Origin of the sequence: Pseudomonas sp. GW531-T4 (genome assembly GCF_017349615.1) — a bacterium.
GTDB lineage: Bacteria > Pseudomonadota > Gammaproteobacteria > Pseudomonadales > Pseudomonadaceae > Aquipseudomonas > Aquipseudomonas chlororaphis_I.
Window position 1 is genome coordinate 1 of record NZ_JACMZT010000059.1, and the last position, 22569, is coordinate 22569.

At 64.9% G+C, this 22569-nt stretch carries 20 protein-coding genes, 1 tRNA gene and 1 pseudogene; 13 read left to right on the plus strand and 9 right to left on the minus strand.

Annotated features, from left to right (window positions below):
- Nucleotides 1–210 (minus strand): annotated as a pseudogene (locus J4D28_RS28300) (energy transducer TonB); the annotation flags it as partial.
- Nucleotides 211–1832: 1622 nt separating this feature from the next.
- Complete coding sequence (locus J4D28_RS28305) at nucleotides 1833–2621, minus strand: DUF4349 domain-containing protein (RefSeq protein WP_103331897.1); 789 nt, start codon at nucleotides 2619–2621, stop codon at nucleotides 1833–1835.
- 218 nt (nucleotides 2622–2839) lie between these two features.
- Here J4D28_RS28305 and J4D28_RS28310 point away from each other — a divergent pair, with 218 nt between their 5' ends.
- Nucleotides 2840–3253, plus strand: a complete 414-nt coding sequence (locus J4D28_RS28310) for a PaaI family thioesterase (RefSeq protein ID WP_009048251.1) — start codon at nucleotides 2840–2842, stop codon at nucleotides 3251–3253.
- Nucleotides 3254–3422: 169 nt separating this feature from the next.
- Here the strand turns inward: J4D28_RS28310 and rtcR are convergent, their stop codons facing one another.
- The gene (rtcR, locus tag J4D28_RS28315; RefSeq protein ID WP_103331896.1) at nucleotides 3423–5030 is read right to left on the minus strand and encodes an RNA repair transcriptional activator RtcR; all 1608 of its coding nucleotides are present in this window, start codon (nucleotides 5028–5030) and stop codon (nucleotides 3423–3425) included.
- 204 nt (nucleotides 5031–5234) lie between these two features.
- On the opposite strand from rtcR, the gene J4D28_RS28320 reads away from it, so the two are divergent.
- From J4D28_RS28320 to J4D28_RS28360, 9 genes are all read left to right on the plus strand, one after another.
- The gene (locus J4D28_RS28320; protein WP_103331895.1) at nucleotides 5235–6785 is read left to right on the plus strand and encodes an RNA-binding protein; all 1551 of its coding nucleotides are present in this window, start codon (nucleotides 5235–5237) and stop codon (nucleotides 6783–6785) included.
- Between the two features lie 433 nt (nucleotides 6786–7218).
- Nucleotides 7219–7354: transfer RNA gene (locus J4D28_RS28325), tRNA-OTHER, on the plus strand.
- A gap of 123 nt (nucleotides 7355–7477) precedes the next feature.
- The gene (locus J4D28_RS28330; RefSeq protein ID WP_053268670.1) at nucleotides 7478–8704 is read left to right on the plus strand and encodes an RtcB family protein; all 1227 of its coding nucleotides are present in this window, start codon (nucleotides 7478–7480) and stop codon (nucleotides 8702–8704) included.
- Nucleotides 8705–8708: 4 nt separating this feature from the next.
- A complete protein-coding gene (locus J4D28_RS28335; RefSeq protein WP_103331894.1) occupies nucleotides 8709–10052 on the plus strand; it encodes a PBS lyase in 1344 nt (447 codons plus the stop codon).
- Nucleotides 10053–10119: 67 nt separating this feature from the next.
- Nucleotides 10120–10908 carry a nucleotidyltransferase domain-containing protein gene (locus tag J4D28_RS28340; protein ID WP_103331893.1) on the plus strand — a complete coding sequence of 263 codons (789 nt, stop codon included), beginning with the start codon at nucleotides 10120–10122 and terminating at the stop codon, nucleotides 10906–10908.
- 8 nt (nucleotides 10909–10916) lie between these two features.
- Complete coding sequence (rtcA, locus tag J4D28_RS28345; RefSeq protein WP_103331892.1) at nucleotides 10917–11948, plus strand: RNA 3'-terminal phosphate cyclase; 1032 nt, start codon at nucleotides 10917–10919, stop codon at nucleotides 11946–11948.
- Nucleotides 11941–12228, plus strand: coding sequence for a hypothetical protein (locus J4D28_RS28350; RefSeq protein ID WP_256587721.1), 288 nt, complete (start codon nucleotides 11941–11943; stop codon nucleotides 12226–12228). Before rtcA ends, J4D28_RS28350 begins: the two co-directional genes overlap by 8 nt.
- A gap of 25 nt (nucleotides 12229–12253) precedes the next feature.
- Nucleotides 12254–12883 (plus strand): glutathione S-transferase family protein, encoded by a 630-nt coding sequence (locus J4D28_RS28355; RefSeq protein WP_009048259.1) that lies wholly within the window; start codon nucleotides 12254–12256, stop codon nucleotides 12881–12883.
- Between the two features lie 115 nt (nucleotides 12884–12998).
- On the plus strand, nucleotides 12999–13292 hold the full coding sequence (locus J4D28_RS28360) for a DUF3144 domain-containing protein (RefSeq protein ID WP_053278432.1): 294 nt from the start codon (nucleotides 12999–13001) through the stop codon (nucleotides 13290–13292).
- A 107-nt stretch (nucleotides 13293–13399) separates the two neighbouring features.
- On the opposite strand, the gene lysA is transcribed toward J4D28_RS28360, so the two are convergent.
- Entirely contained in the window at nucleotides 13400–14638 is a 1239-nt protein-coding gene (lysA, locus tag J4D28_RS28365; RefSeq protein ID WP_103331891.1) for a diaminopimelate decarboxylase, read from the minus strand.
- A gap of 136 nt (nucleotides 14639–14774) precedes the next feature.
- Between lysA and J4D28_RS28370 the strand changes: the two genes are divergently transcribed.
- Both J4D28_RS28370 and J4D28_RS28375 read left to right on the plus strand, forming a co-directional pair.
- Nucleotides 14775–15701 carry a LysR family transcriptional regulator gene (locus J4D28_RS28370; protein ID WP_009048262.1) on the plus strand — a complete coding sequence of 309 codons (927 nt, stop codon included), beginning with the start codon at nucleotides 14775–14777 and terminating at the stop codon, nucleotides 15699–15701.
- Between the two features lie 72 nt (nucleotides 15702–15773).
- Nucleotides 15774–16979 (plus strand): MFS transporter, encoded by a 1206-nt coding sequence (locus J4D28_RS28375; RefSeq protein ID WP_103331890.1) that lies wholly within the window; start codon nucleotides 15774–15776, stop codon nucleotides 16977–16979.
- A gap of 20 nt (nucleotides 16980–16999) precedes the next feature.
- Here J4D28_RS28375 and J4D28_RS28380 read toward each other — a convergent pair whose 3' ends face one another.
- The 4 genes from J4D28_RS28380 to J4D28_RS28395 form a co-directional block, all read right to left on the minus strand.
- Nucleotides 17000–17590 carry a hypothetical protein gene (locus J4D28_RS28380; protein WP_103331889.1) on the minus strand — a complete coding sequence of 197 codons (591 nt, stop codon included), beginning with the start codon at nucleotides 17588–17590 and terminating at the stop codon, nucleotides 17000–17002.
- A gap of 341 nt (nucleotides 17591–17931) precedes the next feature.
- Nucleotides 17932–19110 (minus strand): acetyl-CoA C-acetyltransferase, encoded by a 1179-nt coding sequence (locus J4D28_RS28385; RefSeq protein WP_009048266.1) that lies wholly within the window; start codon nucleotides 19108–19110, stop codon nucleotides 17932–17934.
- A 14-nt stretch (nucleotides 19111–19124) separates the two neighbouring features.
- The gene (locus J4D28_RS28390) at nucleotides 19125–19784 is read right to left on the minus strand and encodes a CoA transferase subunit B (RefSeq protein WP_007920581.1); all 660 of its coding nucleotides are present in this window, start codon (nucleotides 19782–19784) and stop codon (nucleotides 19125–19127) included.
- Between the two features lie 33 nt (nucleotides 19785–19817).
- Nucleotides 19818–20516, minus strand: a complete 699-nt coding sequence (locus J4D28_RS28395; protein ID WP_009048267.1) for a CoA transferase subunit A — start codon at nucleotides 20514–20516, stop codon at nucleotides 19818–19820.
- Nucleotides 20517–20762: 246 nt separating this feature from the next.
- On the opposite strand from J4D28_RS28395, the gene J4D28_RS28400 reads away from it, so the two are divergent.
- Nucleotides 20763–21668, plus strand: coding sequence for a LysR family transcriptional regulator (locus J4D28_RS28400; protein WP_009048268.1), 906 nt, complete (start codon nucleotides 20763–20765; stop codon nucleotides 21666–21668).
- Here J4D28_RS28400 and J4D28_RS28405 read toward each other — a convergent pair.
- Nucleotides 21665–22504 carry an NAD-dependent protein deacetylase gene (locus J4D28_RS28405; RefSeq protein WP_009048269.1) on the minus strand — a complete coding sequence of 280 codons (840 nt, stop codon included), beginning with the start codon at nucleotides 22502–22504 and terminating at the stop codon, nucleotides 21665–21667. The two genes, J4D28_RS28400 and J4D28_RS28405, sit on opposite strands and share 4 nt — an antisense overlap.
- Nucleotides 22505–22569: the final 65 nt, after the last annotated feature.

Below are 22569 nucleotides of genomic sequence, written 5' to 3' on the forward strand. Positions count from 1 at the left end.
TTCCAGTGGCGCGGCGCGGGTCTGCTGGAAGAACCACCAGGCGCCACCATGGAGCAGGGCCGAGACCGTCACCAGCAACAGCACCTGACGCTTGCTCAGGCCTCCGGGTTTCGATGCATTGCCCTTATAAGGACGGCCCCGCGCAACCTGGACGACGGCTTCATCGCCCAAGGGCCTCGGCAGGGTTCTGTTCTTTACCGCATCGTTCATTAAAGCTCCCTCGGTTGGATGAAGGGCAATAAGGCACCGTTCGAACATTGGCTGGAATATTCGAAAGACGGGTTTAACTTTTTCAAGGGTGAGCAAAAGCCGATAGTTGAACTATCCAGTTGAACGGCCTTGTGCAAACGAGTGGCTTAACGCCTTCGGCTTAGATTGTTCATTGCCACTCCCTGGAACATTGTTATGGGATGAGCCGGTGTTTGTAGTGCACCTGTCTCGTACTCGTTACATATAGCAACCGCTATGCCAGATTGTGTCGCTTGTTATGCAATTGGCGACGGCCCGTAGTGCATGTCGCATTTATATAAATTTGCGAGAAAAACTGGCGCGACAATATAGATTCGGTACTTCGAAAAGTTGACCTTTAATATTTTATGGGGGCGAGCCAGCCTGCCCTGGGTTATCCGATTTTCAGCCGGAAACAGGGATGATCAATAGCGTGGCCAACGCACTAAAAAGTGTCTGGCGAATTGATTTGGTGCAAATAAACAGTGACTAGTTGGTCATTGTCTGGAGGTCCTTGATCTTGTTGTTCTCTGGGCTCTGTGTAGCGCTTCTGCAGCCTTTAGTGGCCTGCTTCGTGGGCATCTTGAGTCTCTATGGCGCGCTCGCCAGCCCGCCCTGGAACTGGGCGGTGGCGGACGTCTTATTAGCCTGTTGAGGTATAAATAATTAACCGGTACGTACATTGAGTGTCTGTAAATGGTGCTCTGCTCATTATCAAGTGGCCGATGCGTTGATGTTGAATTGCCTTATTGTCTGACAATGCTTTGACCATCCACTTTTAACGCGCCTTGGAGCGTTTGTTTATTGTCGAATACGCAACGATGGGAACACGACTTTCGCTCGGTGAAATGTCATCGAGTGCAAAGTAAAGTGGCTGCTTAGTAGTTTAGAAACAGTCGACGGCCGGTCTTGTCGAGGATTCTTCCGTCGACGCTACTTGAACAGTGGCGAGACCGGGCAGGGGGCGAATGCGTGTGTCGGGATACAGTGGACAGTACCCGGGAAGACTGGCTTGGATATCGGTAGCGGGACAGGGTCGGCGTTAAAACGGTCGCGATCGCCAGTCTGGAAGTTGTCCTGTCGACTGGAGTAGGGGGCATTACCAGACGCTGGCCCAGGCAGCGCCGGGTAGCGTGCGCAAGGTCGACCGTTGATGACGCGCAGGGCGCGAGGGCCGGTCCGGGCAGGGCTGCCGGACGAGGCGGAACCAGGGGCGAAACGGTGGAGCCAATAGCGGAAAACGCCGGTGAACATGACTGCACATCGCACATGAGACTTCCTTATCGCCAGTCTCAGCTCAACGAGCTTTTGGCTCGCCGTCTGCACTTTATAGGGACGCGGATAGCGTCCGATGATTGCTATTGGTGCGGGTAGGCACCGTCGATGCGGCTCTTCTGGTGGGTCGATTCGCAAGCTGCAGGTGCATGGGAAAAACGTGCCAGTTTCAGGTACGTTCGTGCAGTTTTCTTCGTCAGTGCTCGCCAGGCCTTGTTTAGCGGGGCTTGGCGGTGGGCAGGGGATGCTGGTGAGGCGAGGCTGATCGTGCCCATGAAAAAGCCCGGCACATCAGGCCGGGCTTCTCGGGTTTTGCAGAGTGCTGCGATTCAACGGCGGCGCACGAACCGGCGCCACAGCCAGACCCAGATCATCACCAGCGGGAAGGCCAGGATCAGGAACGGCAGCACGTAGCTGCCTTTCTCCAGGGCTTCGGCGGTGCCGTAGGCGAGGTTGTCCAGCAGGTTGTCGAAGGCCCGTTGCAATTTCGAACCGCGCTGGCTGCTGTCGGTGGGCACGAAGTTCAGGGTCAGGCGGTTGGTGTCGAGCCGGCGCTGGTGCCCGGCGGCGGCCTGGGCCAGGGCTTGCAGGTCGTTCTCGATGCTCGCCTGTTCCTTGCTCAGGGCGATCAGGTCGCTGACGGTGATGTCCTTGCGCGCCGCCAGCTGGTCGAGGCGTTGCTGCTGGGCCTTGAACCGTTCCTGCTGGCGCTGCACGTCGGCCACGGCGTCGGCCAGGTCTTCGGCGCTGGTGATGCGTTCGCCGATTTCGGCGCCCTGGGCGGCCAGCGCGACTATCGGTTCGACGCCGTCGGGCACGATGCGCAGGATCACCTGGGCGTGATACTGGCCTTGTTGCAGGCGCAGGATATTGCAGGCGCCGAATTTGGCGTTTTCGCAGGCTTCGCGGGTGGCGGCCAGGCGCGGTGCGATCTGCGCCGAGGGTAGCGACAGGCTCAGCTCGTGTTCGTAGGCCAGTTGCGCACCGGCCTTGCCCTGGGCACCGCCGACCGCCACCGAGGACGAACGATCGCTGGGGGAACAGGCGGCCAGCAGGGTGCTGAGCAGCAGCACGGCGAGGCTGCGCAGCGGGGTGGGGGTGTCGTCCTGAGGGTGCATGGTCGCTCCTTGAAATAAATGATCGTGCCCGGGGCTGGCGGGACGGCTGCGTATCTTATCGTCGATTGCCTCATGAGGGGCGAGGATGTGGTGTCGCCGCGGCTTATCGCCAGGGATTTGCCGGATGGATACGGCTGGGCGCGGGTGCTGCTTCGGGGTACACCTCGGGGACCGATGACCCGCACCCCGGTCATCACCATCGGCAACGGAGACCCGCCATGAGCACGCCCGAGTTACCCGAAGGTTATGCCCCCTTGTCCCGCAGCAGCCCGTTGCTGGAGCTGATCGGCCCGGTGTATTGCCGTGGCAGTGGCCTGCAACTGGAGATCGGCCTGCGCGCCGACAGCCGTCACGCCAACGGGCGTGGCACCGTGCACGGCGGCATCCTCGCCACCCTGGCCGATATCGGCATGGGCTACGCCATGGCCTTTGCCAGTGACCCACCGCTGCCGCTGATCACCGCCAGCATGCACCTGGACTACCTCGGTGCGGTGCAGGTCGGCGAGTGGATCGACGTGCGCCTGGAACACTCCAAACGCGGCCGGCAGATGGCCTTTGCCACCGTCACCCTGCAGGTCGGCGAGCGGGTGGTGGCCAGGGCCAACGCGGTGTTCGCGGTGCCGGGTGGCTGAGGGCAGGGCAGGTGTGTGGGGCGCTTTTGCGAGCGCTGCGCGCCCGATCGCAGGCTTCGCCAGTGGCTACCGGGGAAGCGATCTGTGCCGTTGGCGGGCGGGGCCGTGGGCTTGTGTAGCCGCTGCCGCAGGCTGCGATCGAGCGCGCAGTGCTCGCAGGCAACCCTTCTTAGTCCGCTGGTGCAACTATCTGCTTCCACTCCAGGCCGAAGCGCGCCAGGTACTTGCGCAGGCGGTCGGCATCATTGGGCTGGGCCTTGGTCTGGCGGGACACGCCAAACAGCTTGCGTCCGGCATCGGACAGGCTGTCGGCCTGGCAACAGACTTCGAGCACCGCCTGTAGTTGCAGGCGGTCGAACAGGTCGAGTTCGGCTGTGTCGCCCAGCAGGGTGGCCAACGGATCCTGCGCCTGGCTCAAGCCCCAGGCATAACGGAGCCGCTCGATTTCTTCCTCGGCCTGGGCTTCGTCGATGCGCCCGCTGTCGGCCAGGGTGGCCATGCGGGTGATGGACGCCGACAGTTCGCGGAAGTTGCCCAGCCACGCCGCCTCGCTGGAGCTGGCAAACGCCAGGTAGCGCCGCCGCGCCTCGAGGTTGAAGCGCACCAGGCGCCCTTGTTCCCGGGCGTGGCGTTCCAGTTCGAAATCGATGTTCGGCTCGATGTCCTCGCGCCGCCCGGCCAGCCCCGGCAGGTTGAAGGTCCAGAGGTTGATCCGCGCATACAGGTCCTCGCGGAACAGGCCCTGGGCGACCCGGCCGCGCAGGTCGCGGTGGGTGCCGGCGATGATCAGGAAGTCGCTGTCCACTTCCTTGTCCGAGCCCATGGGGAAGAAGCGTTTTTCCTCGATGGCCTTGAGCAGCATCGCCTGTTCGTCGAGCCCCAGTTCGCCGATCTCGTCGAGAAACAGCATGCCGCCATCCGCCGCCCGCAGCAGGCCGTCGCGGGCGTTCTGGGCGCCGGTGAAGGCGCCCTTGATATGCCCGAACAGCGCCGACATGGCGCCGTCGCCGCGCAAGGTGGCGCAGTTGACCTCGACAAAGCGTCCCTGGACCTGATGCCGGCCGCGCTTGAGCTCATAGATGCGCCGGGCCAGGAACGACTTGCCGGCACCGGTGGGGCCGATCAGCAGCATCGGCGCCCTGGAGCGCACAGCGACACGTTCGATCTGTTCGATGGAGCGGTTGAACGCGGCATTGCGGGTGGCGATCCCGGACTTGAGGAAGGCCAGGCCCTCCAGGCGCTTGCCGGCGAAGCGCGAGGCGATGCGGTCGTAGCGCGACAGGTCGAGGTCGATCAGGGCATGGGTGCCGGTGGCGTGCTGCTCCGGGTCGCGGCGCCGCGCCGGGGAGGTCTGGATCAGCCGCGCCGGCAGGTAGCGCGCCTCGGTCAGCAGGAACCAGCAGATCTGCGCCACGTGGGTCCCGGTGGTGATGTGCACCAGGTAGTCCTCGCGCTCGGTGTCGAACGGGTAGGCGCTGGTGAAGTCGTGCAGGGCGCCGTACACCTCTTCGAAATCCCAGGGGTTCTTCAGGCCCATGGGGTGCAGGCGCACCTCGGTTTCGGGCGACACCTGGCGAATGTCGTTGGCCACCCGCTCGGCCAGGCTAACGTCCCGGGCGTCGACACCGTGGATCAGTTCCAGGCGATTAATCAGCACGTCCTGCTGCTGGCACAGGCCGACACTGGGGCGCCAGTGGCTCCAGCGGTTGGCGCCCTTGCCGACGCGATCGAGGGTGGAACCGACAAAACCTATGGCGACCGTGGGCTTGCCCGACATGTTTATACCTGAAGATAAAAAGCGATAAACAAAGATATAAAATTATCAACAGCTTTGTCTCGAAGACTCGCAAAGGAAAAAGTATTTAAAAATAAAATCGTTATAAATCAATAAGTTAAAAAATAATTCGGAGGAAAAAATAAAACTGGCACAGCGGCTGCAATACCTCTGGCAACGAACAAGACAACCAAGCGAGACGCCAAGATGGCCAACTTCCAGCTGTTCAACACCCAACAGGCAAAAGCGCCGGCGAGCAACACCCGGAACGCTGCCCAGGCCCCGGCCTATGCCTACAACGCCAAGCACCGCCTGGCCCAACTGGCGGTGACCGGTTGCCTGAACTCGACCTTCTACACCTCGCCTGAAGGTCAGCTGGACGCGGTGCTGCAGCTGGTGAGCGAAGTCGACAGCCGTTTCGTCGCCCAGGCCGCGCGTTACGCTCGGCAGCAGGGTCATATGAAAGACATGCCGGCCTTGCTGCTGGCGGCGCTGACCGCGCAACGCTCGGCCCTGGTGCCGGAGCTGTTTGCCCAGGTGGTGGACAACGGCAAGATGCTGCGCAACTTCGTGCAGATCCTGCGCAGCGGGGCGACCGGGCGCAGATCCCTGGGGTCGCAGCCCAAGCGCCTGGTGCAGAACTGGTTGAACAGCGCCAGCGAACGCCAGCTGTTGCAGGCCTCGGTGGGTAACCAGCCGTCGCTGGCGGACGTGGTCAAGATGGTTCACCCCAAGCCAAGCGAGGCCTGGCGCGCAGCCTTCTTCGCCTGGTTGATCGGCAAGCCGGTGGATGCGCAGGCGCTGCCCGAGCTGACCCGCGCCTTGCTGGCGTTTCGCAGCGGGGCGACCACGGCGGTGCCGCAGGTGCCGTTCCAGTTGCTCGGCAACGAAACCCTGAGCCGCGAGCAATGGGCCGAACAGGCGCACAATATGGGCTGGCAGGGGCTGCGCATGAACCTCAACACCTTGGCCCGCCATGGCGCGTTCCAGGTGCCGGGTTGCACCGAGTATGTGGCGGTGCGGCTGGCGGATGCCGCCGAAGTGGCCAAGGCCCGGGTCTACCCGTACCAGTTACTGGCGGCCTACCGCATGGCCGGGGACGAGGTACCGCAGCCGGTGCGCGAGGCGTTGCAGGATGCCCTGGAGCTGTCGCTGGCCAACGTGCCGGCGCTGCAAGGCGCGGTGGTGGTGTGCCCGGATGTCTCGGGGTCGATGCACAGCCCGGTCACCGGTTATCGCCAGGGCGCCACCACGGCGGTGCGTTGCATCGATGTGGCGGCGCTGGTGGCGGCAGCGGTGTTGCGCAAGCAGCCGGCGGCGCGGGTCATGCCGTTCGAGGTCGGGGTGGTGGATATCCGCCTCAACCCGCGGGACAGCGTGATGAGCAACGCGCAGAAACTGGCGGCCATCGGCGGTGGCGGGACCAACTGCTCGGCGCCCCTGGCACAACTGGCCAACGCCAAGTGCAAGGTGGACACCCTGATCCTGGTCTCGGACAACGAGTCGTGGATCGATGCGCGGCGCCATGGGGCGACTGAAACCCTGCGCCAGTGGGAGCGGATCAAGGCCATCAACCCGCAGGCGCGGCTGGTGTGCATCGATATGCAGCCCGGGGCCACCACCCAGGCGCCGGACCGCGAGGACATCCTCAACGTCGGCGGCTTCAGTGACGCGGTGTTCGATGTGATCCAGCAGTTCACCGCGGGCAACTACGGTGCGCAGCACTGGGTCGAGGCGATCGAGGCGATGGCGCCCTGATCGGCAAGACATGAGATAAACCGTGCGCCGCTCACCCGGCGCACGCCGAAGATTTTTTGTTCATTGGCCCCGAATGCCGCTGTGACTACATCCAAAGATGTCCCAGCAGATTTAGTCAGGGCCTGTGAAGGCACGAATGCCAGTGGCTGTACATCATGGTTATGCCGGTTCGATTCCGGCTATCAGTCACTTCTTTTGTCGTGCCACCTTTTTTGCAGTTTCAGCGACGAATGCTGATGGAACTACATCCCAGATTCGTGATGCGGGTTCGAGTCCCGCCGGTGCCTGGAAAGGCGCCGTAGTTCAACGGTCAGAACACGAGTGCACGGTTTCATCGACCCTTGTCGTCGCAGGTTTTTCTCCCGCCCGAGCGGGATGGCAGCGAATGCCACAGGTACTACAAGGTGTCGCGGGTTCGAGTCCCGCCAGCCGCAAGGCTGTAGCTCAGTCGGTAGAGCGATGTGCCTGTTCTCTTGTCGCTGCCCGCAGGCCTGGCCTGCACCGATTGACCCGGCGAATGCCGGTGGAACTACAGGGCAGCGTGGTCGCGGGTTCGATTCCCGCCAACCGCAAGGGGCTAGCTCAGTGGCAGAGCGCGCTGCATGTTTCACCTTTACTGGTCGCCGTTTATGCCGGACCACCGGCCACCGAACAAGGTCGGATTTTCGACCACAGAAAAAAGAGTCAGGAACATGGAACACAAGACCTACCAACTGCTGGACGTCGCCAACGGCAAGCCGATCAAGATGTGGACCGAGGGCGTGCCGGTGGAAAACGAAGCCCGCCAGCAGCTGATGAACACCGCGAAGATGCCGTTCATCTTCAAGCACCTGGCGGTAATGCCGGATGTGCACCTGGGCAAGGGCTCGACCATCGGCAGTGTGATCCCCACCGTGGGCGCGATCATCCCGGCGGCAGTCGGGGTGGATATCGGCTGCGGCATGATTGCCGCCCGCACCTCGCTGACCGCTGCCGACCTGCCGGATAACCTGCACGGTTTGCGCAGCGCCATCGAGCAGGCGGTGCCCCACGGTCGTACTTCGCCGCGCAGCGGTCGCGACAAGGGTGCATGGGGCGACGTGCCGCGCCAGGCCGACCATGCCTGGGCGGCCTTGCAGCCACGCTTCAAGGCGATCACCGACAAGTACCCGGCGCTGGCCAACAGCAACAACCGCCAGCACCTGGGTACCCTCGGCGGCGGCAACCACTTCATCGAGGTCTGCCTGGATGAAGCCAACCGGGTCTGGTTCATGCTCCACAGCGGTTCCCGTGGCGTGGGTAACGCCATCGGCAACCTGTTCATCCACCTGGCCCAGGCGGACATGCGCCAGCACATCGCCAACCTGCCGGACCGCGACCTGGCCTACTTCGAGGAAGGCAGCCGGCACTTCGACGATTACGTCGAGGCCGTGGCCTGGGCCCAGGACTTTGCCCGGCATAACCGTGAATTGATGATGCAACTGGTGATCCAGGCCACCCGCCAGGTGATCCGCAAGCCTTTCGAGGTGGCGCTGGAGGCGGTGAACTGCCACCACAACTACGTGCAGAAGGAGCGCCACTTCGGTGAAGAGGTGCTGGTGACCCGCAAGGGCGCGGTGTCGGCGCAGAAGGGCGAGCTGGGGATCATCCCCGGATCGATGGGCGCCAAGAGCTTCATCGTTCGCGGGCTGGGTAACGAGGAGGCGTTCTGCTCCTGCAGCCACGGTGCCGGGCGCACCATGAGCCGCACCAAGGCCAAGAACACCTTCACCCTGGCCGACCAGATCCGCGCCACCGCCCATGTGGAGTGCCGCAAGGACACCGCGGTGATCGATGAAATCCCGATGGCCTACAAGGACATCGACCAAGTCATGCACGCCCAGCGCGAGCTGGTGGAAGTGCTGCACACCCTGCGTCAGGTGGTGTGCGTCAAGGGGTAGAGAAATGCACGACAGGGAAGCAGTGGTACAGGTGCCGTCCAGCTGGCATTACCAGCTGAACGACTACGAAGCCCGCCGCGTGCGGGAGGTGATGGACACCCTGGACAGGCACAGCGCCTGGCTGGAACTGAGCCGCTTCGGCAACGGGTTCGTGCGCCAGGCGGCGGTGCGCGGATTGTCCGCGCGGCCATCGGCCGAGGCCTTGGCGGCGCTGCTGGAACGCCTCAACGATTGGGTGCCCCAGGTTCGCCAGGAAGCGGCCGCGGCAGTCGAGGCGTATTGGGCGCCGGAGCACGCCGGGCTGCTGTTGCAGACCCTGGCACCGTTGCTGGCCCTTGCCAGCAAGCAGCGGGCCGACCACGGCGCGACCCTGGAGCGGGCCACTGCGGTGTTGCAACTGGCCCAGGTGCGCGACGAAGTGCAAGGGGCCTTTGGCGATTGCCGGGGCAAGGCCGCGCGCTTTGTCTTCGAGCTGTTGCTCAAGGGCGTTGAGGACCGGCCGGCGCTGCTGGCCATGGCGTTGCGCCACGCCGAGGTCAGCGTGCGGCAGATGGCGGTGGATGCCTGCGCCGAACTGCCCGACGAGCAGGCGCTGCCTTTGCTGGAAGAGGTGATGCGCAGCTGTGGCGCCAGTGTGCGGGTCAAGGCCTTGCGGCTGCTGTTGTCACGCTTGGCCGATTGTCGCGGGTACCTGGCGCAGGCTCTGCTCGACCCTTCGGGGGCCTTGCGTTGCCTGGCCCATTGGGCCGCGCCGCGCCATGGGCTGGACCCGCGGCAAGTGCTGCTGGCCCGGTTGCAGCAGCCGGCTCCGGGCAACAAGCGCGAGTGGCTGGGCCTGCTGGGGCTGGCCAAGGAACTGCGGGAGCCACAGGCCGACGCCATGCTGCAACAGGCCCTGGCCTCCAAGGCGCTGACCGTGCGCCTGCTGGCCTTGCGAACCCTCGGCGAGCGTGGCCTGGCCCAGCAGCTGGCGGCCCTGGACGATCCGTCGGACAAGGTCTTCGACTGCGCCCTCGGCCTGCTGCGCGAGCAGCCCTGGGCGGCGTTCGAGGAGGCTCTGGAGCAGCGTCTGGACCAGCATTGGCATGACCTGCCCAAGGCGCGGCGCTGGGCCTTGCTGGGGCTCAAGCCAGGCTGGCGCCAGTTGCAATACCTGCTGCATCGCCTGGACCAGGCGGGCAGCGAAGCCGCTTATTGGCGCGAGGCCCTGGCCCGCTGGTGCGATAGCCGCTACGCGATGTTCGACCCGGTAACCCCCAAGCCGCTGCGAGAAGCACTGGCGCAGCGGTTACAGGCGATGGAGGAGGCCGGCGACGTGCCTCGGGGATCGCTCAAGCGCCTGTTGTGAACGAAGAGGACGATCAGGCCAGCGCGAGAAGCGGCTGGCGATCGTCGATTGAACAGGACAAGGAACCATGGAACTTCATGAACGTCACCCGCTGAGCAGCGCCATGCGCGAACGGGTACTGGATGAGCTGGCGCGGATCGAGCGCGAGCGCAATGTGCGGGTGCTGTATGCCTGCGAATCGGGCAGTCGGGCCTGGGGCTTTGCCTCCACCGACAGTGATTACGATGTGCGTTTCGTCTATGTGGAAAAGCCCGAGTGGTTCATCCAGGTGGACGCCGGGCGGGACGTGATCGAACGGCCGCTGGACGACGAACTGGACATCAGCGGCTGGGAACTGCGCAAGACCCTCGGGTTGCTGCGCAAATCCAACCCGACCCTGCTGGAGTGGCTGGATTCGCCCCTGGTGTATCGCAGCGAGCCGGCGGCAACCGCGCGCCTGCGCGAGCTGGCGGAGGCCTTCTACAGCCCGCCGGCGGCCCGTCATCACTACCTGTCGATGGCCAGGAAGAACTTTCGCGGTTACCTGCAAGGCGACAGCGTGCGGTTCAAGAAGTACTTCTACGTGCTCCGGCCGTTGCTGGCGGTGCGCTGGATCGATCAGGGGCGCGGCCGCCCGCCGATGACCTTCGCCGACCTGCTGAGCACCGTCGAGCATCGGCCACTGCTGGACGAGGTGGATGAGTTGCTGGCCTTGAAGCGCAGCGCCGACGAGGCCGCTTACGGGCCCAGGCGCCCGGCGTTGCACGCCTTTATCGCCGCCGAACTGGAACGCCCGGTGCCCAAGCTGGCGCGCACCCATCAAGACAATGCTTTGCTGGACGCCTACTTGCGAGACAGCGTCCGGCGTTATGCCTGAGGAATGTAATGAAACAGGATGTCATCGAACTGGACGGCGCCATCGGCGGCGGCCAGGTCCTGCGCAGTGCCCTGAGCCTGTCGATGCTCACCGGCAAGACCCTGCGTATCCACAACATACGGGCCCGGCGCGCTCGCCCGGGGCTGCTGCGCCAGCACCTGACCGCGGTGCTGGCGGCGGCGCAGGTCTGCGCGGCCAGGGTCTCGGGCGCCGAGCTGGGCTCCCGGGCGCTGACCTTCGAGCCGGGGCCGATTCGCGGCGGCGACTACCGCTTCGCCATCGGCACCGCCGGCAGCTGCACCCTGGTGTTGCAGACCCTGCTGCCAGCCCTGTTGCAGGCCCCGGCGCCGAGCCGCGTGAGCATCAGCGGCGGCACCCACAACCCGCTGGCGCCGCCGGTGGATTTCCTCCAGCAGGCCTGGCTGCCGCAACTGCGGCGCATGGGCGGGCAGGTGGAGTTGCAGCTGTTGCGCCATGGCTTCGTTCCCGCCGGCGGTGGCGAGCTGGAGGCTTTTATCGAGCCTTCGACCCTGCAACCCCTGCACCTGGAACAGCGGGGCGAACTGCTCGGGCGCCGGGCCTGGGCCCTGAGTGCCGGCCTGCCGGAACATGTGGCGGAACGCGAATTGCGCCGGGTCGGCACTCGCCTGGAGCTGCCTCGGGAACACCTGAGCCCGGTGCGGCTGGATGAACAATGCGGCCCGGGCAACGTGCTGTTGCTGGAGTTCGTCTGCGAGCACCTGACCGAGCTGTTCAGCGGGTTTGGCCAGAGCAGCCTGCGGGCCGAAAGCGTGGCCGATCGGGCCATCGACCAGGCCCGCGACTGGCTGGACTCCGGCGCGGCGGTGGCCGAGCACCTGGCCGATCAACTGCTGCTGCCCATGGCCCTGGCCGGCGGCGGAAGCTTCACCACCCCACGCATGAGCGAGCACCTGCAAAGCAATATCCGGGTGATCGAGGCATTTTTGCCGGTGCGTATCGACTGTTCGGCGAGCGCCCACGGGGGGCTGCGCGTCGAGGTTCTAGCCCAATGTGATTGAGCTTGTTCATCACCAGACCCGGTTCTCTGCTTGCGGCAAGTTCTTGCAGGTCAAGGCCGGGATGCGGCTGGAGATCGAGCGCTTCGGGCTGCTTAACCGCTTGATCCATTTCCTGGTGCGGCGCATGCGGGGGCCCGAGCCGCTGAGCCTTTACCTTTTGAGCTACCGTGGAAGCGTGCTGCGCGTGCCGGCCGAGGCTATCAATCAGCATCCGGACTACCGTCTCGCGGACTTCCGGCACTGGAGTGAACAACCCGCGCAAGCAACCCGTCAGATGTAAGGCCCAGTCAAGCGAGGGGATGGTCATGTATCAACTTTATGGGACACAAGGCTCCGGCTCGGCCATCGTCGAGATCGCCCTGGAGTGTTGCCAGGTGCCGTACCGCATCGTCGAAGCCTCGTCCTGGGCGCCGTCGCCCGGGGCCGACGAGCTGGCGCGGCTCAACCCGCTGAAACAGGTCCCGACCCTGCAACTGCCGGACGGCAGTGTCCTCACCGAGAGCGCGGCGATCCTGATCGAACTGGGCTTGCGTTATCCGCGCTCGGCGCTGCTGCCCGAGGATGAGAGCGCCCGGGCGCAGGCGATTCGCGGCCTGGTGTTTATCGCCGCCAATTGCTACTCGGCGATCAGCGTGATCGATTACCCGGAGCGCTGGCTGCAGGGCGCCGATGACGCGCTGAAGGAACGGGTGCGGGATGCGGCCCGGGAGCGCCTGCACCGCAACTGGGAGGTGTTCGCCGATCAGTTCGCCACACAGCTGTACGCCAGCGGTTCACCCCTGGCGGCCCTGGATGTCCAGGCGGCGGTGGTGTCGCGCTGGTGCGGCACGCGCGAGCATCTGCGGCGCGAACGCCCCGAGTGTTGCGATCTGCTGGAGCGCATCGACCGCCATCCGCAGGTGGCGCAGGTGCTGGAGCGGCACTGGCCGGACTGAATACGGCAGGGCGCGAGGCAGCAAAAGCCGTCGATGGTTGAGCGCGAGGCTCTTATACTCGCCGGCTTTCTTTATGCCTATTTCTCACTGCCTACTACTCAAGAGGAAACGCCCCTTGGCCAACGAATCGGATCAGGACTTCTACAACCGCGCCGATGCCATCATCGAACTGGCAAACACCCATATCAGCGACAGCAGTCGCGGCAAGGCCAGTGCCTCGCTGATGTACGCCAACTCGCGGTTTGCCGCCTGGGTCAGCGCCTGCGGTTGCCGTAACGCCGAAGAACTGGCGGCGGCCAAGCAGCAGGCGGTGGATTATTTCGTCGAGGAGTTCCGCCTGATGATGGAAGAGAACCTCACCGACTACATCGAGAATTTCAGCCTGTACATGACGCCTCAGGACAGCTGAAAGGCATCGCGGGCAAGCCTCGCTCCTACAGAAGAAGACCGTGAGCTTCTGTAGGAGCGGAGCTTGCCCGCGATAGCGTCAGTGGTGTCGCCGCAAAAAAAGCGGACTTACAACCCCATTTCCAGTTCCAGCAGATCCGCCAGCGGCTGGCGGCGGCGGATCAGTTTTACCTGGCCGTCCTCGAACAGCACCTCCGGCAGCAGCGGCCGGCTGTTGTAGTTGGAGGACATGCTGGCGCCGTAGGCGCCGGTGTCGTGGATCACCAGCAGGTCGCCGACCCGGGCCTGGGGCAGCAACTGCGGGGTCAGGCTTTCGTCGTCCTGGGTGAAGATATCGCCGGACTCGCACAGCGGGCCGCCGACCACGGTGGGCCGCGGTTCGCGCTGGACCGACTGGCCGTTGGCGTCGATCAGGCTCATGGCGTGATAGGCGCCGTACATGGCCGGGCGCATCAGGTCGTTGAAGCCGGTGTCGGCCAGCACGAAGTGATGATTGCCGGCGTCTTTCACCACCCGCACTTCGCTGACCAGGCAGCCGGCCTCGGCCACCAGGAAACGCCCGGGTTCGATTTCCATGCGCACGCCGTGGCCAAGCCAGGCTTCGATTTCCTCGCGGGCCTGGCGCCAGGCGTTGGCATAGCGGCGCACGTCCACCGGCTCGTCGCCGGCGCGGTACGGAGTGGACAGGCCGCCGCCGATCGAGAAGGCCTCGATGTCGTGGTCCAGGGACTTGACCGTCGCCACCATGGCCGCGCCGACCTGCTCCAGATGCCCGTAGTCCACGCCGGAACCGATGTGCATGTGCAGGCCCACCAGTTTCAGGCCGTACTGGCGGATCACCGCCAGGGCTTGGTCGACCTGTTCGTGCCAGATGCCGTGCTTGCTGTTTTCGCCGCCGGTGTTGGTCTTGCGGCTGTGGCCGTGGCCGAAGCCCGGGTTGATCCGCAGCCACACGCGGTGGCCCGGGGATTTCTCGCCGAGCTGGCGCAGCATGTCGATGGAACCGGCGTTGACTTCGATGTTCAGTTCCACCACCCGTTGCAGGGTGGCGGTGTCGAACAGGTCGCAGGTGAAGACGATGCCGGCCGGGTCGCCTTCCGGGCTGAACCCGGCCAGCAGCGCCCGCTCGATTTCCCCCAGGGACACCGCATCCACTCGCACCCCGGCCTCGCGGATCAGGCGCAGCACCTGCAGGTTGGAGCAGGCTTTCTGCGCGTAACGCACCACGTCGAAGGCCTTCAGTTGCTGGATGCGCACCTTGATAGTCCGTGCGTCGTAGCACCACAACGGGGTGCCGTACTGGCGGGCGGCGGCGGTCAGTTGCTCGGGAGAAAAGGGAATGGCCATGGCAATCGTCTGTGGCGAGGAAAGAGGTCTGCATGATGCCGAGGGTGGTGTATTCAATAAAATATCTATTCTTTGTATATCGATTCAGTTTTGATATGGGTTGAATGAATCAACCTCTCAAACCAAGGAGCAAGCGGTGGACATTTCCCTGCGCCATATCGAGGTGTTCCGCGCCATCATGCAGGCCGGCAGCGTCACTGGCGCGGCGCGCCTGCTGTTCACCTCGCAACCCACGGTCAGCCGCGAACTGGCGCGGCTGGAGAGCCTGTCCGGGCTGAGCCTGTTCGACCGCGAGGGCGGCCGCCTGCTGCCGACCGCCCAGGCCATGCTGTTGCTGGAGGAGGTGGAACGGGCCTATGTCGGCCTGGAACGGATCAACAGCGTGGCGCAGTCGATCCGCCGCTTCGAGCACGGCCAGTTGAGCCTGACCTGCCTGCCGCTGTTCTCCCAGACCCTGCTGCCGCGGGTGTGCAAGCACTTCCAGCAGCGCCACGCCGGCATCGGCCTGAGCATCACCGCCCAGGAGTCGCCCTTGCTCGAAGAGTCCCTCAGCGCCCAGCGCCACGACCTGGGCCTGACCGAAAGCGAGCACCTGCCGCGGGGCACCCAGGGCGAGCTGCTGTTCTGCGCCGACATGGTGTGCATCCTGCCGGAAGGGCATCCGTTGCTGGCCAAGCCGCTGCTGCACAGCGAAGACTTTCGCGGGGTGGATTTCATCAACCTGTCAGGCCTGGACATCTATCGTCAGACCCTCGACGAGCACTTTCGCCAGGCCGGCATCGACCGCCGGGTGGTAGTCGAAACCACCAACGCCGCCTCGGTCTGCGCCATGGTGCGCCAGCAACTGGGGGTGGCGATCATCAACCCGCTGAGCGCCATGGAGGAGGCGGGCAGGGGCCTGGCGATCCGGCCGCTGCAGTTGTCGGTGCCGTACCGGGTGATGCTGATCCGCCCGGATTACCGACCGTCGTCGATTTTCGTCGAGGCCTTCTGCGCCTCCTTGAAACAGGAGGCGTCGGCCCTGGCCGCGGCCCTCGAGCGTCGATTGCAACGGGAGCCATGACAGGCATTGCCGCCGTTGTCGGCCTAGGCTTGGAGCAACCGGATTCTTGGTAAACCCTGGGGGATGTCTGTCATGGCGGGACCTGTAACGAGCGAATCCGGGAAGCATTTGAGCCGCGGCATTCCGCGCACGGTCTGGGCGCTGGGGTTCGTCAGCCTGTTCATGGACGTGTCGTCCGAGCTGGTGCACAGCCTGTTGCCGCTGTACATGGTCGGTACCCTGGGGATCAGCATGCTGGTGGTCGGCATCATCGAGGGCGTGGCGCAAGCCACGGCGCTGATCGTGAAGGTCTTTTCCGGGGCCCTCAGCGACTTTATCGGTCGACGCAAGGAACTGCTGTTGCTCGGTTACGGCCTGGCGGCGCTGACCAAGCCGCTGTTTCCCCTGGCGGCTTCGGCGGAACTGGTGTTCAGCGCGCGCCTGCTCGACCGCATCGGCAAGGGCATTCGCGGCGCGCCACGGGATGCCCTGGTGGCGGACGTGGCCCCGGCGGAAATCCGCGGCGCCTGTTTTGGCCTGCGCCAGTCGCTGGACACCGTGGGGGCGTTCGTCGGGCCGATCCTGGCCATCGGCCTGATGCTGTGGCTGGCCAACGATATCGCCCAGGTCCTGTGGCTGGCGGTGATCCCTGCGGCGCTGGCGGTGGCGCTGCTGATCTTCGCCATCCGCGAACCCGAGCACGCCCCCGGTACCCGGCACTTCCACTCGCCATTGCGCCTGGCCTCGCTGCGGCGGTTTTCCCAGTATTACTGGTGGGTGGTGGCCATCGGCGCGGCCTTCACCCTGGCCCGCTTCAGCGAGGCGTTCCTGGTGCTGCGGGCCCAGCAACTGGGCTTCGCCGCCGCCTGGGTGCCACTGGTGATGGTGGTCATGGCCGGGTTCTACATGGTCTCGGCCTATCCGGTCGGCAAATGGTCGGACCACATCAACCGCAGTGCCTTGCTCAGCGTCGGCCTGCTGTTGCTGATCCTCGCCGACCTGGTGCTGGCCTATGCCGAATCGGTGCCGATGGTGCTGCTCGGCGTCGCCCTGTGGGGCCTGCACATGGGCTTCAGCCAGGGCATCCTCGCCACCCTGGTGGCCGACACCACGCCCGCCGACCTCAAGGGCACCGCTTTCGGTGTGTTCAACCTGCTGAGCGGGATCGCCCTGTTGCTGGCCAGCGTGATCGCCGGCTGGCTGTGGCAGGCCCATGGCGCGGCGCTGACGTTTTACGCCGGCGCGGGGTTTGCCGGCTTGTCGCTGCTGTTGTTGATGGGTAAGCCGAAGTCGCAGTGATGGTCTCTCGGGGCAGGGCGCTAGCCGCTCCCGCCGGGCTGGTCGGCCGACAGGCTCCAGACAATCGAGGTCAGGATGCCCAGGTCGAGCAGCAGGGCTTGTGAACGCAGGGTTTTGCGCAAGGGGCTGTAGTCGGCCTTGGTCGCCTTGAAGCTGGACTTTTCCAGCACATGGATATGCTTGGTCAGCACAGTGACGGCCAGGTTGGCCAGCTGTTTCTCGGTGTCGGGCACCGCGATATCCAGCTCTTTCAAGCGGTTCTGGAAGGCGGCGATGGCTTCTTTTTCACTGTCATCCCGGGGCTGGTAGAGGATCTTGCGCTCGGGGGCGCTTGCAGTGACTTTCTTGAACAGCACGACCGACTCGCTGAAGTGTTCCAGGGCCGCTGCCTTGGCCTCGGTGGCGTGCAGGGTGTCCTGCAGTTCGAGGTACATCAGCATTTCGTGGAATTTCTGCAAGCCTCGGTGCAGCTCGGCACCGGCGTTGGCCGAGAGTTTCTCGAGTCCTTTCCTGTCCGCATCGAAGGAGGGGCCAGCCGTGGCCTGGAGGCTGGCCAGCCCCGCCAGCACTATGTAAAAGCCGGTGTAGAGCAGGCATCTGGTCAGGCGCATGTTCCGCTCCTCGTTATCGGGTCGATGAAGCAGGCGAAGGGCTGGCTGGCATGCCGGGCGCTGCCCATGCTTGAGCGCTGTGCTCCGGCTTCGACAGATAACGCACCGCGCACCGGCCTGGACTGTTTCAGCCGTGAGTCAGTGGGCAGGAAGGCGTGGAAAACGGGGCTCGCCAGCCGTATGAGTTGAATGTAGCTGACGGATAGGCGGCTGCCAGCGGCCTCTGTTCAGCGTCGGACGGGCCGCAGAATGAACCCGGCGCACCATGAGGTGCGCCGGGTGTGTTGCCGGCCAGCCGCCGGATGTCGTGGGTCCGAGGGCCGGCCGTGGTGCGCGGTAAGTTAGCGTTCGATGGCCAATGCCACGCCCTGGCCGCCACCGATGCACAGGGTCGCCAGGCCTTTCCTGGCATCGCGCTTGAGCATTTCGTGCAGCAGGGTCACCAGCACCCGGCAGCCCGAGGCGCCGATCGGGTGGCCGAGGGCGATGGCGCCGCCGTTGACGTTGACCTTGCTCGCGTCCCAACCCAGTTCCTTGCCCACCGACAGCGACTGGGCGGCGAAGGCTTCGTTGGCTTCGATCAGGTCCAGTTGCTCCAGGGACCAGCCGGCCTTGTCCAGGCAGCGGCGGGTGGCCGACACCGGGCCGATGCCCATGATCGCCGGGTCGACGCCGGCGTTGGCGTAGGCGGCAATCTTCGCCAGCACCGGCAGGCCCAGGGCCTTGGCCTTGGCGGCGCTCATCAGGATCACCGCGGCGGCGCCGTCGTTCAGCGACGAGGCGTTGCCGGCGGTGACCGTGCCGTCCTTCTTGAAGGCCGGTTTGAGCTTGCTCAGGGATTCGGCGGTGGTGCCGGCGCGCGGCTGCTCGTCGGTGGCGAAGGCCACGGGGTCGCCCTTGCGCTGGGGAATCAGGATCGGGGTGATCTCATCGACAAAACGCCCGCCCTCGATGGCGGCCACGGCCTTCTGCTGCGAGGCGGCGGCAAAGGCGTCCTGGGCTTCGCGGCTGATGGCGTATTTGTCCACCAGGTTCTCGGCGGTGATGCCCATGTGGTAGTCGTTGAAGGCGTCCCACAGGCCGTCGCTGATCATGCTGTCGACGATCTGGCTATGGCCCATGCGCAGGCCGGTGCGGGCGCCGGGCAGCACGTAGTTGGCCAGGCTCATGTTCTCCTGGCCGCCGGCGATGATCACCTCGGCGTCGCCGCAGCGGATCGCCTGGGCGCCCAGGTGCAAAGCCTTGAGGCCGGAGCCGCAGACCTTGTTCAGGGTCAGCGCTGGCACCGCGTGGGGCAGGCCGGCCTTGATCGCGGCCTGGCGTGCCGGGTTCTGTCCGGCGCCGGCGGTGAGCACCTGGCCCATGATCACTTCATCGACCTGGGCGCCGTCCAGGCCGGTCTGGGCCAGCAGCTGGCGGATCACCGCGGCACCGAGATCGACCGCGGGGATATTGGCCAGCGAACCCTGGAAACTGCCGACCGCGGTGCGGGTGGCGGCAACGATTACGACGTCTTGCATGGTCTGGTTGCTCCTCAGGCGAACTGCATTTCAGGCACGTGGGCCGGCACGATCAGCTTGCCGGCGGTCTTGCTGACGATTTCCTCGACGCTCACGCCCGGGGCGCGTTCCTTGAGGATGAACGCGCCGTTCTCGATCTCCAGGTAAGCCAGGTCGGTCAGCACCCGCTTGATGCAGTTGGCGCCGGTCAGCGGCAGGCTGCAGCGCGACAGCAGTTTCGACTCGCCGTCTTTCGAGGCGTGGGTCATGGTGACGATGATGTTGTCCGCGCCGGCCACCAGGTCCATGGCGCCGCCCATGCCCTTGACCAGCTTGCCGGGGATCATCCACGAGGCGATGTTGCCCTGCACGTCGACCTCGAAGGCGCCGAGCACGGTGAGGTCGATATGGCCGCCACGGATCATCGCGAAGGATTCGGCGGAAGAGAAAATCGACGCGCCGATGCGCGCGGTGACGGTCTGCTTGCCGGCGTTGATCATGTCCGCATCGACTTCGTCGTCGGTGGGGAAGGCGCCCATGCCGAGCAGGCCGTTTTCCGATTGCAGCATCACTTCCATGCCGTCGGGGATGTAGTTGGCCACCAGGGTCGGGATGCCGATACCGAGGTTCACGTAGAAGCCGTCCTGCAGTTCGCGGGCGACGCGTTGAGCCATTTGTTCGCGGGTAAGAGCCATTTTTTTATTCTCCGTCAGTCGTTGGGCGGGCGATTACTTGCGCACGGTGCGCTGTTCGATGCGTTTTTCGAACGTGCCGCAAATGATCCGGTCGACGTAGATGCCGGGGGTGTGGATCTGCGTCGGGTCCAGTTCGCCCGGCTCGACGATCTCCTCGACCTCGACCACGGTGATCTTGCCGGCGGTGGCCGCCTGCGGGTTGAAGTTCTGGGCGGTGTGGCGGTAGACCACGTTGCCGAAGTGGTCGGCTTTCCAGCCTTTGACGATGGCGAAGTCGCCAGTGATGGACTCTTCCATCAGGTAGGCACGGCCGTTGAATTCACGGGTTTCCTTGCCGTCGGCGACCGGGGTGCCGACGCCGGTGGCGGTGAAGAAGGCCGGGATGCCGGCGCCGCCTGCGCGCATTTTTTCGGCCAGGGTGCCTTGCGGGGTCAGCACCACTTCGATTTCGCCGCTCAGCAGTTGCTTCTCGAACAGGGCGTTTTCACCGACGTAGGAGGCCACCACCTTGCTGATCTGCCGGTCTTCCAGCAGCACGCCGAGGCCGAAGCCGTCGACGCCGCAGTTGTTGGAGACCACAGTCAGGTCGCGGGTGCCGCGACGCTTGATCTCGGCGATCAGGTTTTCCGGAATGCCGCACAGGCCGAAGCCGCCGGAGATCACGGTCATGCCGTCCTTGAGACCTTCGAGGGCTTCCTCGTAGGACGCCACGCGCTTGTCGAAACCTGCCATCTGCACATCCTCTTGTTATGGGTATTTGCATTGCCAGCCGGCTGGCCGGCCGTATGAAGAGAGTGAGCCGCAGTGTTGCGCCGAGGCATTCATTTGTTAAGTTTATTTTTAAGGTTGATTGATTTATAAAACAGGATAATTAGCCGCAAGCCGCAAGCCGCAAGCCGCAAGCCGCAAGCCGCAAGCCGCAAGCCGCAAGCCGCAAGCCGCATCTAGCTTGCAGCTGCCTCTCTCTTGGAGCTCCGAATGACCGTGAAACAGATCCGCGCCTTCCTGGCCGTGGCCCAGAGCCTGAGTTTCGCCGTGGCCTGCGAGCGCCTGCACCTGTCGCAGTCGGCCCTGAGCCTGACCATCAAGGCCCTGGAGGACGGCCTGGGCGGGCGGCTGTTCAGCCGCAACACGCGCAACGTCGCCCTGACCCCGGAAGGCGAGGCCCTGGTGCCCCTGGCGCGGCGCCTGATCGCCGACTGGGACAACGCCGAGGACGAACTGCGCCAGCGCTTCACCCTGCAACGCGGGCGGGTGACCCTGGCGGCCATGCCGTCCTTTGCCGGCAACCTGCTGCCGCCGATCCTCAAGACCTTTCGCGCGCGTTACCCGCAGGTCAACGTCACGGTCAACGATGTGATTAACGAGCAGGTGCTGGAGATGGTCCGCGACCGCCAGGTGGAACTGGGGGTGGCCTTCGAGCCGCAGCAAAGCGCATCGCTGCAATTCACCCCGCTGTACATCGACCGTTTCGTCGCCGTGGTGCCCAGCGATTCACCCCTGGCCGACCTGAAGGACATCGACTGGCAGTCGTTGCTGGAACAGCCCTTTATCACCCTGCAACGGCCGTCCACGGTGCGGGTGATGCTCGAAGAACATTTGCTGGCGCGGCAGATGAAGTTGCCGGTGGAATTCGAAAGCCATCAGTTGGCGACGGTGGGGCGCATGGTCGCCAGCGGCCTCGGCGTGAGCGCGGTGCCGGCCCTGTGCGCCGGGCAGATGCGCGAGCTGGGCGCGCGTTGCATCACCCTGCGCGACCCGGTGGTGGAACGCGCCATCGGCGTGCTGACCAAGCCCGGGCATGAGCTGTCCAGTGCCGCCCAGGCGCTGTTCGACATTCTGCGCGGGGCCGGTCTGGCCGAGCGCCTGGCGGTGGTTTCCTAGGAGCTCAGGCGTTCGGCCAGCAGCGGCAATAGCTGTTCGCAGGAGGCGGCGATCTTCAGGTCCAGCAGCTCGTCGGCGCGGGTCTTGCCGAAGTTGATGGCGATCAGCGGCTTGCCCTGGTCAGCCATGACCTTGCACAGGCGAAAGGCCGAATAGGCCATCAGGGACGAGCCCACCACCAGCAGGCCGGCGGCCTGCTCGACGCTGTGCAGGGCCTTGGCCGCGGTGGCCTGGGCCACGTTTTCGCCGAAGAACACCACATCCGGTTTCAGCCGTTCGCCATCGCAATGAGGGCAGCGGGGCACCTGGAAACGCTCTTCGAATACCGGGTCGAGCAGGGTGTCGCCGTCAGGTGCCTGCACCGCGTCGACGCCAGTCAGGTAGGGGTTGTGCAGTTCCAGCAACTGCTGGATCGCCTGCCGATCGCTGCGTTGCGTGCAGTCCAGGCAGACCACCCGGTGCAGGTTGCCGTGCAGTTCGATCACGTCGCGGCTGCCGGCCTGGTCGTGCAGGGTGTCGACGTTCTGGGTGATGACCCCGGCGATCTTCTGTCGCGCCTGCAAATGCGCCAAGGCTTCGTGGGCCGCGTTCGGCCGCGCCTGGCGGATCCGCGGCCAGCCGAGCATGGCCCGCGCCCAGTAGCGGCGCCGGGCCTTGGGTTCGGCCAGGAACTCCTGGTACATCATCGGCTGGTTGCCGCGACGCACACCGTCGTTGTCGCGGTAGTCGGGAATCCCCGAAGGGGTGCTGATGCCGGCGCCGGTGAGGACCATGAAGGGGCGCTCGGCCATCAGTCGCTGCAACTGCTCCAGAGGGGTGTCCAGGGTGTCGGTCATGTGCGTCCTCATGCTCTGGTGGTGGCGCTGCGGTCCGCAGCGAGGCCATACCTTGTGCCTGACGA

What these genes read in the sequence shown, in the direction of transcription:
- J4D28_RS28385 (WP_009048266.1), bottom strand. Translation starts at nt 19,110, where the DNA reads ATGCAAGACGTCGTAATCGTTGCCGCCACCCGCACCGCGGTCGGCAGT.
- J4D28_RS28395 (WP_009048267.1), bottom strand. Translation starts at nt 20,516, where the DNA reads ATGGCAGGTTTCGACAAGCGCGTGGCGTCCTACGAGGAAGCCCTCGAA.
- J4D28_RS28335 (WP_103331894.1), top strand. Translation starts at nt 8,709, where the DNA reads ATGCACGACAGGGAAGCAGTGGTACAGGTGCCGTCCAGCTGGCATTAC.
- J4D28_RS28390 (WP_007920581.1), bottom strand. Translation starts at nt 19,784, where the DNA reads ATGGCTCTTACCCGCGAACAAATGGCTCAACGCGTCGCCCGCGAACTG.
- rtcR (WP_103331896.1), bottom strand. Translation starts at nt 5,030, where the DNA reads ATGTCGGGCAAGCCCACGGTCGCCATAGGTTTTGTCGGTTCCACCCTC.
- rtcA (WP_103331892.1), top strand. Translation starts at nt 10,917, where the DNA reads ATGAAACAGGATGTCATCGAACTGGACGGCGCCATCGGCGGCGGCCAG.
- J4D28_RS28400 (WP_009048268.1), top strand. Translation starts at nt 20,763, where the DNA reads ATGACCGTGAAACAGATCCGCGCCTTCCTGGCCGTGGCCCAGAGCCTG.
- J4D28_RS28310 (WP_009048251.1), top strand. Translation starts at nt 2,840, where the DNA reads ATGAGCACGCCCGAGTTACCCGAAGGTTATGCCCCCTTGTCCCGCAGC.
- J4D28_RS28340 (WP_103331893.1), top strand. Translation starts at nt 10,120, where the DNA reads ATGGAACTTCATGAACGTCACCCGCTGAGCAGCGCCATGCGCGAACGG.
- J4D28_RS28355 (WP_009048259.1), top strand. Translation starts at nt 12,254, where the DNA reads ATGTATCAACTTTATGGGACACAAGGCTCCGGCTCGGCCATCGTCGAG.
- J4D28_RS28380 (WP_103331889.1), bottom strand. Translation starts at nt 17,590, where the DNA reads ATGCGCCTGACCAGATGCCTGCTCTACACCGGCTTTTACATAGTGCTG.
- J4D28_RS28375 (WP_103331890.1), top strand. Translation starts at nt 15,774, where the DNA reads ATGGCGGGACCTGTAACGAGCGAATCCGGGAAGCATTTGAGCCGCGGC.
- J4D28_RS28305 (WP_103331897.1), bottom strand. Translation starts at nt 2,621, where the DNA reads ATGCACCCTCAGGACGACACCCCCACCCCGCTGCGCAGCCTCGCCGTG.
- lysA (WP_103331891.1), bottom strand. Translation starts at nt 14,638, where the DNA reads ATGGCCATTCCCTTTTCTCCCGAGCAACTGACCGCCGCCGCCCGCCAG.
- J4D28_RS28320 (WP_103331895.1), top strand. Translation starts at nt 5,235, where the DNA reads ATGGCCAACTTCCAGCTGTTCAACACCCAACAGGCAAAAGCGCCGGCG.
- J4D28_RS28405 (WP_009048269.1), bottom strand. Translation starts at nt 22,504, where the DNA reads ATGACCGACACCCTGGACACCCCTCTGGAGCAGTTGCAGCGACTGATG.
- J4D28_RS28330 (WP_053268670.1), top strand. Translation starts at nt 7,478, where the DNA reads ATGGAACACAAGACCTACCAACTGCTGGACGTCGCCAACGGCAAGCCG.